Here is a 10,909-nt window from a genome sequence, read left to right as displayed (position 1 = left end):
TCTCGGCGACCTCTTCCCACTTTCGAGTCCTCACCTTGGCATATCTATTGCACTATTTTAGCTGTGTCAGTCCAGTAGGGTGTGTTAGGCGTAAGCCGTAACGCACCATTCTTAAGGCTTTGGTGTCGTACTCTCCGCACTAACGCAACGCCGATGACGCTCCTGCGTCGCTACTGCTCAAGTCGGGAAACCCGCCCACGCGACTGGCTCCCCTACGTATCTTTTCGAAAATCAAATAGTAGTCTTATATTTATTGATGCTCAGTTCAGTTACAGTAACTTTTGTAATCACCGAAAATAAAAACTATGGAAACCGAACAACAGCAACGTGAATCGATCAATACCTCTTTATCACAAGGTACGCTAGCACTTGAAGGTGTAGATACTGTAAACTTACCAAAGTTACCACCAGCATCTGAGCCTGAATCTCAATTGCAGCAGATTAGTAGACAAGTTTCTCAATTTTTAGATAAACTACCCGAATACTTAAGTAGCTTTTTTCAGGATTATAAGCAGCCTCTAACAACTGTTGGTTTAATTTTTGCTGCCATTGTTACAGCTAAGTTAGTACTAGCAGTACTAGACGCAATCAATGATATTCCATTACTATCGCCATTCTTTGAATTAGTTGGAATTAGTTACGGCACTTGGTTTGTTTCCCGTTATCTATTGAAGGCTTCAACTCGACAAGAATTAGCCGACGAAATTCAATCACTTAAAAATCAATTTCTGGGCGAATAAATTAGGACTTACGCAAAAAATAACCAAAACTTTTATTCTCCGGTAGGGGCAATTCATGAATTGCCCCTACGCCGTATAGTTTTGCGTAAGTCCTATAAACTTTTCAACCATTCAACTAGGATACTTCAAGGGGTCTATACCTCTAAACCCAGCCAGCTAAAGGTTTTAGAGGTATAGACCCCTTGAAAAATTTGTGTGCTTGACGATTGCAATAATAGCAGTGATTTGTGGGGCAGATGGCTAGGTGGCACTTTACAGCACTTCCCGAAGTTATGAGGTACACTAATTGATCGAATTATCGTTGAACTGTGCTAATAGTCGGGTAAAAAAGTTCGTAGTAAGGACTGAAGTCCTTATTTTCTAAGCACTAAAGTGCTTACTACAAGCTTTTCATTATTAGCTTGACAGACTACCAATAGCATCCCAAGTATTTGTACCTCATAGCAGCAAGAGGTGCTGTATTAGTAGATAAGATGCGTTTGCCCTGGGGGGCGCGAGGCGTGAAATTCACTGTATGTAGTAGCACCAACACACCTTGGTGAAATAGCAAAACAGATACAAAGCCTGCAATAAATGCTAAAGCAAATCGAGATAAGGCAGCTTTTTGAGTCATTGCTTGTACAAAAACCTCTAGAACTTGCTTCTGAGGATTGTCTATGATATTTTCCTAAATAGGGTAAAATACGGTAAGTCAATAAATTTACCGTATTTTATTGAATACCATCGTTACAGCAGTTTTCATGTATTTGAATCACATATATACCTGAATTTTTCAATGAAGCGCTGCGATCGCTCTTTCCCAAAATCAGCAATCCTAAAGATGAAATACATAGTCTTTAAATGGAGGTGGCTAATTTAGTTTCCTGAACTTGGTAGTCACAATAGCAACCTACAATAAATATACGTATGCAAACTATTCATAACCGTAAAATCAAAGGCGGAGGCTAAATATTGGGACAATTGGAAGCACAACCTCTGGCTTTGTCAGGCGCTCAAAAAAATTGGGTCTTACTCGGTGTCGGGCTTGGAGTGTTCATGTCTACCCTTGATGTGGGCATCATTAATGTTGCTTTACCCACATTGGTGCAAGCCTTTGATACCAGTTTTCCTACAACTCAATGGGCTGTATTGAGTTACCAGTTGGTCAGTTCCGGTTTAGTTCTGGGGGCAACGCGCTTGGGAGATATGTGGGGCAAAAAGTCCTTATATCAGGGGGGACTTGTTCTGTTTACTCTCAGTTCGCTGTTGTGTGGTTTTGCACCTAGTATTGAGTGGTTGATTGCCTTTCGCGCCCTTCAAGGACTGGGTGCTGTGTTCATCTCTGGGCTTGGTTTGGCAATCATCACAGAGGTTTTTCCATCTTCCGAACGAGGTCGGGCTGTTGGCGTTATCGGTAGTGTTGTGTCACTGGGAATTGCATTTGGCCCTTCGGCTGGCGGACTACTCCTAAGCTTATCAGGCTGGCATAGTATATTCTTCATCAATGTACCGTTGGGAATCATAGCTAGTTTCTTAATAGCTAGGGTAGTGCCACCTTCTGTACGCATTGAGGGTAAACAGAAATTTGACTTTTTTGGAGCTATTTTAGCTTTGTTGACTTTGGGTAGTTTTGGGCTGGGTATGACATTAGGGCAAAGCCAGGGCTTTGGTAGTACTAACGCATTGATATTATTAGCGATCGCCACCGTAAGTTTCACAATTTTTTTGGTAGTTGAAGCGATCGTCAAGCAACCGCTACTAGAACTACACTTGTTTCGCAATCTTCAGTTGAGTATGGGTTTGCTAAGTGGCTGGCTAGCATTCATTGTTATAGGCGGTTCCCTACTCATCGTCCCTTTCTTTCTAGAGGGCGTTAAGCATTATCCAACAGTAAAAGTGGGGCTGCTACTAGCCGTGTCACCTGTACTTAGTGGGTTAATTGCTCCACTAGCTGGAACACTTGCAGACCGCTTTGGCGCTCGACTAATCACCCCAATTGGATTGGGATTGATGATCGGAGGCTGTTTGGGGATTAGCACCTTTGATGCTCAAATTACTGAGCTAGGTTATGTGTCGCGCTATTTTATTTACGGCATTGGACTAGGTTTATTCCAATCACCTAACAATAGCACTGTCATGGGAGCAGTACCAAGGGAGCGGCTAGGGATTGCTTCTGGGCTGCTGTCTTTGTCTCGGACATCAGGGAACACAGTAGGAGTTTCTTTAATTGGGGCAGTATTTGGAGCTTTAATCGCTAGCATGTCTGCGGGTGCAGATGTCTCTGTTGCTCCTCCTGATGCGATCGTTGCAGGGTTCCAAGGAACTTTTCGCTTTGCAGCCCTAATCCTTTGTGTGGCAGCAGTTGCATCCGTTTTAAGGATCGATAAGAGGCAGGGGGCAGGGGGCAGGGGAGCAGGGGAGCAGGGAGCAGGGAGCAGGAGGAAAGAGGTAAGGTAATGTATTCTCCCCAATTTTCAATTTCCAATTCCCAATTCCCAATTACCAATTATTAAGGAGTTAAATAAATGACAGAGAAATTAGCAGGAAAAGTAGCAATTATCACTGGGGCTTCAGCAGGAATTGGTGAAGCAACTGCGATCGCTCTAGCTTCAGTTGGAGCGACAGTAGTACTGGCTGCTAGGCGTGGCGATCGCATTCAGGCATTAGCAGAACGCATCGTAGCTAGTGGTGGCAAGGCGTTGCCCATTGTCACCGATGTGACTGATGAAAACCAGGTAAATAACTTGGTGGCAAAGGCAAATGCAGAATTGGGAAGAGTCGATATCCTTGTGAATAATGCAGGGATTGCCTTACTCGGCACTATTGAAGCTGGAAATAGCTCAGACTGGCGGCGATCTTTCGACCTCAACGTACTAGGACTGTTATATGCTACTCACGCTGTTTTGCCTTTATTAAAGGCGCAAAAATCAGGGCATATAGTCAATATTTCCTCAGTAGCCGGCCGGACAGCGCGGGCAGGTATTGGTGTTTATAATGCTACTAAATGGGGTGTTAATGCTCTCTCGGAAGCATTGCGCCAAGAAGTCCACAAGGACAATATTCGCGTCACCATTATCGAACCAGGTTTGGTGGATACGGAAATCGACAACCAAATTACCGATCCCGTGGCCAAACAACGCATAGAAGAACGGCGTAAGGCAATTACACCTCTGCATAGCGAAGACGTTGCCGCTGCGATCGTTTATGCTGTCACTCAGCCATCGCGCGTTAATGTCAACGAAATCCTCATCCGGCCAACGGGACAAGAACATTAAAAAATCAAATAGGAGTTAGATTCTGATTCTTAGCTCTTTGAGGTAATAATTATTAACTACGTTTGCGTACTCTCAACATGACACCTGAAACACCGAAAACTAATATAGCCACAGAATAATTTGGTTCGGGAACTGCAATGATGCTGACCCTGTTGATGGCAAAAGCCCTATTTGACTCAGAAGTGCTGAAAACTAGTCGTGAGATGTTAGCAGTTTCACTGTTAATTCCAAGGAACAATGCCGAATTATCCAATGTGACTGAAGAAGTTCCCGGTACTGAGAAACTACCTAATAGGTTATTGCCACTATCAAAAGCTGAGACAAACACGTTGAATTCTGGAATATCATCTACAGCTATTTGAGTACCAGCACCGAAAACAGGCCGATCAAAACTAATGGTCAAAGGCCCTGGGTTGCCAACCGCAGGAAAACCACTTCGTGGGTTAAAGCCTGTAAAGAGAAGATAATCGCCATCAGCGAAGTTGGTCGGAATACCTTTGGGTATAAAAGAGGTTTGAAAAACAAAAGGTGGGGTAATACTAGGGTCATTAACTTGAGGTACAGTTACATTTAGACCTAAACCGCTTTCGGATACTGCTGAAAAGGAGTTAGGCAAAAAAGTCGAAGGATTGGGAGCAAAGGGATTGAACACTTTACCCAAACTTGACCAATCAATTCCGTCATTGCTTGCGAAATCGGCACGACTAGTTACTAATGTAACTGCTTTAACTGGTAATGGGAGAACTGCTATTAGAGTTGTAATTGCTAGTTTAGTGGCAATTGCCGGTAAATATTTGATTGAGGACTTTAATAATTGATTTATTGCAAATACCACCAAGATTACTCCTTATGTCGTGGATTAGCATCATTAAGATACTGCCGCCTGTAATTAGGCTTATTCTTAATCCTACGGAAAAGCGAGTTATGCAATAATTAATTTCTCTTAAAGATATAGTGAAATTACTGAAAATTTACAGAAAAGGAAATAGTCTATTATTATGTCAATCAGTCGTAGCGACCTCGAAGCCGGAAACGCACAGACGAGACTATTAGAAGCATCACACTCTGGAATCAAGCTAACTAGCCTCACTGAAGATGAGTTACTGCGATCGCTCGATAAAATACTACAACAGCAACCACCAAATTCTGATATCTGGATATTTGCCTACGGTTCGCTGATTTGGAATCCTCTAATCAAATACGTAGAACGCCGTGCTGGGGTCATTTATGGCTGGCATCGGCGCTTTTGTACATGGATGATCCTCGGTCGCGGAACTCCAGAGAATCCGGGATTGCTTTTAGGACTCGATCGCGGCGGTAGTTGTCGTGGTATTATTTATCGGGTTGCTGCTGCTGATGTACCATCCGAATTACTGTTAATTTGGCGACGGGAGATGTTAGCCGGTGTCTACGTTGCTCGTTGGGTAAGAGTATTTGATGGTACGGAAGAATTTAAAGCGATCGCCTTTGTTGCTAATTGCCAACATCCCAGGTACGCTCATCAGATACCATTCACAACCACTGTTAATAGTATTGCCACTGCATCTGGAAAATTAGGTTCCTGTGCTGATTATCTCATAAACACTGTCGATGGATTAATTGCAGAAGGCATTAAAGATAGAAAATTGCTCTTGTTACGCAAACAAGTGCTGGCAACACAACAAGCGCTTTTAGTTAGTGGCGGCTTTACTCAAAGTACTACTTCTAAATAACTGTTATAAATTTGAAATTAAATAATTGAATTGGGGGACAAATTTTAAATTATGAAAAGGAGTTATCCCTCAAAATTAATTTCAACTACTCCGAATATAAATTATCTAATTTAGCTCATAAATTACAGCGACATTGAGAACTGTCAGAGGTACTGATACCGCGCACAAAAATATCTACACAGGTTTCGATATAGTCCTCACAGCTATAGCTACCTTGATTGAATTTTACAGTGCGACATAACATTCCAGCTAACAGCATTCCTGTAAACATATCGACTGCTGGAAATGGATCGAGGTCTGCTCTGACAATGCCTCGTTTCTGGCTCGATTGCAGATAAGCTATCAGTTTTTTTCCTAAAGGTTTGGAAGCTTCTTGAATAACTTGTTTAGCTGCATCAGGATGACGTTTAGCTTCTCCGATGAAGGTACGAATTAAGTCTTCCTGTGTCTCTAACATAGTATTGTAAAGATAGGCATACCGTGTTAAATCAATTTTTAGATCCTGCGTCCACGCTTCAGGGTATGCAAGGGCTTCTGTCTGGAGTGCTAAGGCATTTTTGATTACTGCTCCCAGAAGTTGTTCTTTGCTAGCAAAGTGGCGAAATAAAGTTACCTCGTTCACACCAGCAACACGAGCTATTTCACGGGTAGTTGCTCCTTGAACACCTAAACTGGCAAATACCTGCGAGGCGGCTTCTATCAAACGTGTACGGGTGAGAGTTGATGAACGGATGATTTTATTCATTTATGCTGGCAAGTACTTACTCTCATCATAGATTATGTGAAAAAATTGGTCGGCAATTGGGGTAAAAATAATCTTGATGCCAGCATTTTTTAAATTAGTAAGAAATATTATAAATACGTAGGTGAGAGAATTTGTAACTATGTTATTGCAAACTTAACAAAGCGAAGTGAAGCATTCACAAGGGTTTTGAATATTTTATATTTGATTATATAGTTAAGTTTATTTGAGCCAATCTACTTATTAGCTCAAATTTCTTTCGGTGCAATAGCTAATGTTTTACTCATTTTAGTAACTGGCACAACTATCCCACTTCTTAAATAATGAGGTGTTCTTTGGATGGCAGTAAATCCCAGTCGTAAATAAAATCCTTCAGCATAAAGACTAGCGGTTGTAATTACTTTATCTACACCTTGCTCAGTTGCTTCATCACAAAAATGTTGAACTAAAGCACGTCCAATCCCTTTACCTTGAGATTTAGGATGGACATACAACCCGATCAGTTCATCAACAATAAAACTAGCAAAACCTATAACAACATCTCTCTCGATCGCAACCCAGCAAGTCTCCAGTTTCATACTCTTCAAGATATTTGAACCATCAGGTTCATCGCGATAATTACGCCAAGCGAAAAGTTCTTTTTCAGTGTATAAAGTTGCAGGTAGAGCTTTGATAGCAGCAATATGAATTGCACTCATTACCCAGGCATCTGTTTCTTGGGCAGGTCTAAGAGATATTTGGTTAGCACTCATGGGTTCAGAGCTAGCATTCACATTACATACTGCTGGAATTTCTGATATAGCAAGGGACTGGCGACTGGGGACTGGGGACTGGGTGAAAAGTCTTTTTATGTCTAAGTTTCATCATCTGTTGATGTCTTAACCACCAAGGCTTGTGCTATATAAATCCTTTATTGATATTAGCAGTTTGCAATTGAATCATATAAAAATCTGCGCTGTAGGGGCAATTTATGAATTGCCCCTACAGCGCGATCTATTTATTATCAAAGAATAATTAATGAAAATCTGAAACGAGGTATTTACGTTGATACACAATATGATTATTTTGTACAGTGCGTAATAGCCTTTTCAAAATGACTCTTAAAACCTCTGCGTTCTCTGTGCCTCTGCGGTTTAAAAGTATTTTATTAAACCACTCCAGACGCAGAGAACATCCAGAAAAGAAGAATTATTGTCCAAAAATTTTACCCACCTTGAAAGGGCTATTCCTAGTTACTAAGTTTTGAAAAAAATCGGGAAAACTTAGGTTGTCCCAGCTTTTTCCGCAGTGTCTCCATGTAGATGTAAAACACTGGAGTTAGATAGAGAGTCAATATCTGAGAGAACAGCAATCCACCAACGATCGCAATTCCTAAAGGACGACGCGCTTCTGAACCGACTCCCGTCCCTAGAGCAATGGGGAGTGTGCCAATTAAAGCTGCCATTGTTGTCATCATAATTGGGCGAAAGCGAGTCAAGCAAGCCGCATAGATGGCATCAAAGGAATTTTTACCTTCCTTGCGTTGCGCTTCAATGGCAAAATCCACCAGCATAATCCCGTTTTTCTTGACGATGCCCACTAGCAGAATGATGCCGATGAAAGAGTAAAGGTTTAAATCAACCTGGAAAATTAGCAGCGTCAGTAATGCACCAAAACCCGCCGAAGGCAAACCGGAAAGAATAGTGATTGGGTGAATGAAATCCTCATAGAGGATACCAAGAATTAGATAAATTACTAAGATAGATACCAGCAACAGCACGCCTAAATCATTGAAGGACTGTTGAAAGGTTTGGGCTGAACCTTGAAAGCTGGGAGTAATTGTTGAGGGTAATAGTTCACTGGCTGCTTGCTTGATGGCATCTGTAGCCTGACTTAGAGACGTTCCGGGAAGCGTGTCAAAAGAGATAGTTGCAGAGGGGAGTTGAGCAACGTGAGTGACAGTGAGGGGGCCGACATTTTGAGTAATATTGGCGATCGCACTCAAAGGAACCAGTTTCCCAGTACTCGATTGCACATAGAGCATCGATAGGGCGCTAGGATCTCGTTGAAACTCCGGTTTAACTTCCAAAATTACATAAAATTGGTCATTTGGAGTATATATAGTAGAAACCTGGCTAGAACCATAAGCAGCGCTCAGGGTTTGTTCAACCTGTTGGGCAGTAATGCCAAGGGTTGCGGCTTTATCATGGTCAACTTTGACTTGGATTTGGGGAGTGCTGAGTTGTAAATCGCTGTCAACGTCCCGGAGTCCTGGTAGAGTTTTGACTTTATCTACAAGTTTAGGAACGTATTGGCGTAAGTCTTGCAGATTTAAACTCTGCAACGTGAACTGATAAGTAGAATTAGTTTGTTGTCCACCGATGGGAATAGCTGGCGGAGAACGGAGGAATGTCTTAACGCCAACCACACGCCTTAATTTGGGGGTTAACTCTTGAATGATTTCGTCAGCGCTCAGTTTCCGTTCTGAACGTGGCTTGAGCCGAATCGTAATTCGCCCAGAGTTCACCGAGGCGTTAGGGCCACTTGCACCCACAATGGAGTCAACTGCTTCAATATTGGGGTCTTGACGAATGATATCAACAACCTTTTGCTGGTGACGACGCATATCATCAAAAGAAATATCTTGCGCTCCTTTGGTGTTCGCCATCAGTTGACCGGTGTCTTCGGTTGGAATAAAACCTTTGGGAACGATGACGAACAAATAGACAGTCATTAGCAAGAGAATGCCAGAACCGATGAGCGTCATTAGGCGGTATTTTAAGATCGGCTTGAGTGTCCAATCATATCCTTGCAGTAGTAAATCAAATGCTCGTTCTGAGACGCGATACAACAAATTTGGTCTTCGCTGATGTGATGAACTTAAGAAACGACTGCACAACATTGGGGTGAGACTGAGGGAAACAAAACCCGAAACCAAAATTGCCACAGCGATCGTCACGGCAAATTCATGAAATAATTTCCCGATTATTCCACTCATAAACATGATGGGGATGAACACCGCCACCAACGAGAGAGTCATTGACAAAATTGTGAAGCTGATTTCCCTCGAACCCTTCAATGCCGCATCTAAGGGAGATTCGCCCATTTCTCGATAACGGACGATATTTTCTAACACCACGATCGCATCATCCACGACAAAGCCCACAGAAAGGGTCAACGCCATGAGTGAGAGGTTGTCTAGGGAGAAACCCGACAGATACATCACAGCAAAAGTGCCAATGATGGCTACAGGTAGCGCCAAACTGGGAATCAGCGTCGCAGTTGTATCGCGCAAGAATAAGAAAATAACTAAGACAACTAGACAAATCGACAGAACCAAGGTAAATTTTACATCGCTAACAGAGGCTCGAATAGTTTGAGAGCGATCGTACATAATCCCCATCTCAATGGATTTGGGAACTTGTTCGCGGAGTGTAGGTAAAAGTTCTTGGATAGCATCAACAATATTTACAGTATTAGCTCCCGGCTGCGGCTGTACGGCGAGAACAACAGAATGGCGGTTTGTTACTTTGCGATCGCTATACAAATTCGAGACTTTGACGTTTTGTTCGCTGTCAATCACCTGCCCCAAATCTTGGAGTCGCACGGTAGCACCATTTTTGTAAGTTACAATCAACTGGCGATAGCTGGCAGCATCGGTCAGTTGACCATTCGCCTGAATTGTATAATTTTTGTAAGTGCCAGAAAGACTGCCAGTTGGTAAATTGACATTTCCCTGTTGAATGGCAGTTTTCACTTGATTTAGACCAATTCCCCGCGATGCCAACTCTCGTGGATCAAGCTGGACGCGGACTGCATATTGTTGTTGACCAAAAACCTGTACCTGAGCAACACCATTAATCATTGAGATTGGTTGACCAACTGTTACCTCTGCGTATTCGTCTACTGTAGAGATTGGCTGTGTCTCAGAATACATATAGAGGTAGAGAACTGGTGAGACAGATGGGTTGACTTTGCGGTAAGTGGGGGGGTGAGGCATTCCGGCGGGCAGTTGTCCGGCGGCGGCTGAGATGGCTGCTTGTACATCTTTGGCGGCATCCTCCACTCTGCGGCTAAAGTCAAATTGTAGAGAGATGTTGGTACTACCAGTTGAACTGGTGGAATTAAATGAATTGAGTCCGGCAATTTCGGTAAACTGTCTTTCTAGCGGTGCGGCGACGGAAGATGCCATCGTTTCCGGGGTAGCACCTGGGAGACTAGCAGAGACAGAAATAAAAGGATATTCAACGTTGGGTAGGGCGCTGATGGGTAATAGTAGATAACTCATCAAACCAAAGATGAGGATACCGATCATCACCAAAGTGGTCATGACTGGACGACGGATGAAGGGTTCTGAAAGGTTCATGGGTTTTGTTATCCCAGAAATGTAATAGACTTCTTGCAAAAGTCGGGAAAAGGTGAAGGGGAAAGGGGGAAAGATTTGTTATTTTCCCTTTCACCTTTAACCTTTTCCCTTTTCCC

At 42.8% G+C, this 10,909-nt stretch carries 9 protein-coding genes; 4 read left to right on the top strand and 5 right to left on the bottom strand.

What is annotated here, in order from left to right; translation table 11 throughout:
- Nucleotides 1–305 precede the first annotated feature (305 nt).
- Nucleotides 306–740 (top strand): CAAD domain-containing protein, encoded by a 435-nt coding sequence (locus RMZ41_RS18585; RefSeq protein WP_322641501.1) that lies wholly within the window; start codon nucleotides 306–308, stop codon nucleotides 738–740.
- Between the two features lie 409 nt (nucleotides 741–1,149).
- Here the strand turns inward: RMZ41_RS18585 and RMZ41_RS18580 are convergent, their stop codons facing one another.
- A complete protein-coding gene (locus tag RMZ41_RS18580) occupies nucleotides 1,150–1,353 on the bottom strand; it encodes a hypothetical protein (RefSeq protein ID WP_322641502.1) in 204 nt (67 codons plus the stop codon).
- 338 nt (nucleotides 1,354–1,691) lie between these two features.
- On the opposite strand from RMZ41_RS18580, the gene RMZ41_RS18575 reads away from it, so the two are divergent.
- Together RMZ41_RS18575 and RMZ41_RS18570 are read left to right on the top strand one after the other, a co-directional pair.
- Complete coding sequence (locus RMZ41_RS18575; RefSeq protein ID WP_322641503.1) at nucleotides 1,692–3,176, top strand: MFS transporter; 1,485 nt, start codon at nucleotides 1,692–1,694, stop codon at nucleotides 3,174–3,176.
- A gap of 68 nt (nucleotides 3,177–3,244) precedes the next feature.
- Complete coding sequence (locus RMZ41_RS18570) at nucleotides 3,245–3,994, top strand: SDR family NAD(P)-dependent oxidoreductase (protein ID WP_322641504.1); 750 nt, start codon at nucleotides 3,245–3,247, stop codon at nucleotides 3,992–3,994.
- Between the two features lie 52 nt (nucleotides 3,995–4,046).
- On the opposite strand, the gene RMZ41_RS18565 is transcribed toward RMZ41_RS18570, so the two are convergent.
- Entirely contained in the window at nucleotides 4,047–4,829 is a 783-nt protein-coding gene (locus tag RMZ41_RS18565) for a hypothetical protein (protein ID WP_322641505.1), read from the bottom strand.
- A gap of 163 nt (nucleotides 4,830–4,992) precedes the next feature.
- On the opposite strand from RMZ41_RS18565, the gene RMZ41_RS18560 reads away from it, so the two are divergent.
- Nucleotides 4,993–5,706 (top strand): gamma-glutamylcyclotransferase, encoded by a 714-nt coding sequence (locus RMZ41_RS18560; RefSeq protein ID WP_322641506.1) that lies wholly within the window; start codon nucleotides 4,993–4,995, stop codon nucleotides 5,704–5,706.
- Nucleotides 5,707–5,821: 115 nt separating this feature from the next.
- Here the strand turns inward: RMZ41_RS18560 and RMZ41_RS18555 are convergent, their stop codons facing one another.
- The 3 genes from RMZ41_RS18555 to RMZ41_RS18545 form a co-directional block, all read right to left on the bottom strand.
- A complete protein-coding gene (locus RMZ41_RS18555; RefSeq protein ID WP_322641507.1) occupies nucleotides 5,822–6,451 on the bottom strand; it encodes a TetR/AcrR family transcriptional regulator in 630 nt (209 codons plus the stop codon).
- A 245-nt stretch (nucleotides 6,452–6,696) separates the two neighbouring features.
- Nucleotides 6,697–7,221: a GNAT family N-acetyltransferase gene (locus tag RMZ41_RS18550; protein ID WP_322641508.1), complete on the bottom strand. Its 525-nt coding sequence runs from the start codon at nucleotides 7,219–7,221 to the stop codon at nucleotides 6,697–6,699.
- A 455-nt stretch (nucleotides 7,222–7,676) separates the two neighbouring features.
- Entirely contained in the window at nucleotides 7,677–10,793 is a 3,117-nt protein-coding gene (locus RMZ41_RS18545; protein WP_322641509.1) for an efflux RND transporter permease subunit, read from the bottom strand.
- Between the last annotated feature and the right edge of the window lie 116 nt (nucleotides 10,794–10,909).

It is taken from the genome of Nostoc sp. DedVER02 (genome assembly GCF_034530675.2).
Lineage (GTDB): Bacteria > Cyanobacteriota > Cyanobacteriia > Cyanobacteriales > Nostocaceae > Nostoc.
Note: the sequence above shows the minus strand (reverse complement) of the source record. Positions and strands in the feature narration are given on the sequence as shown.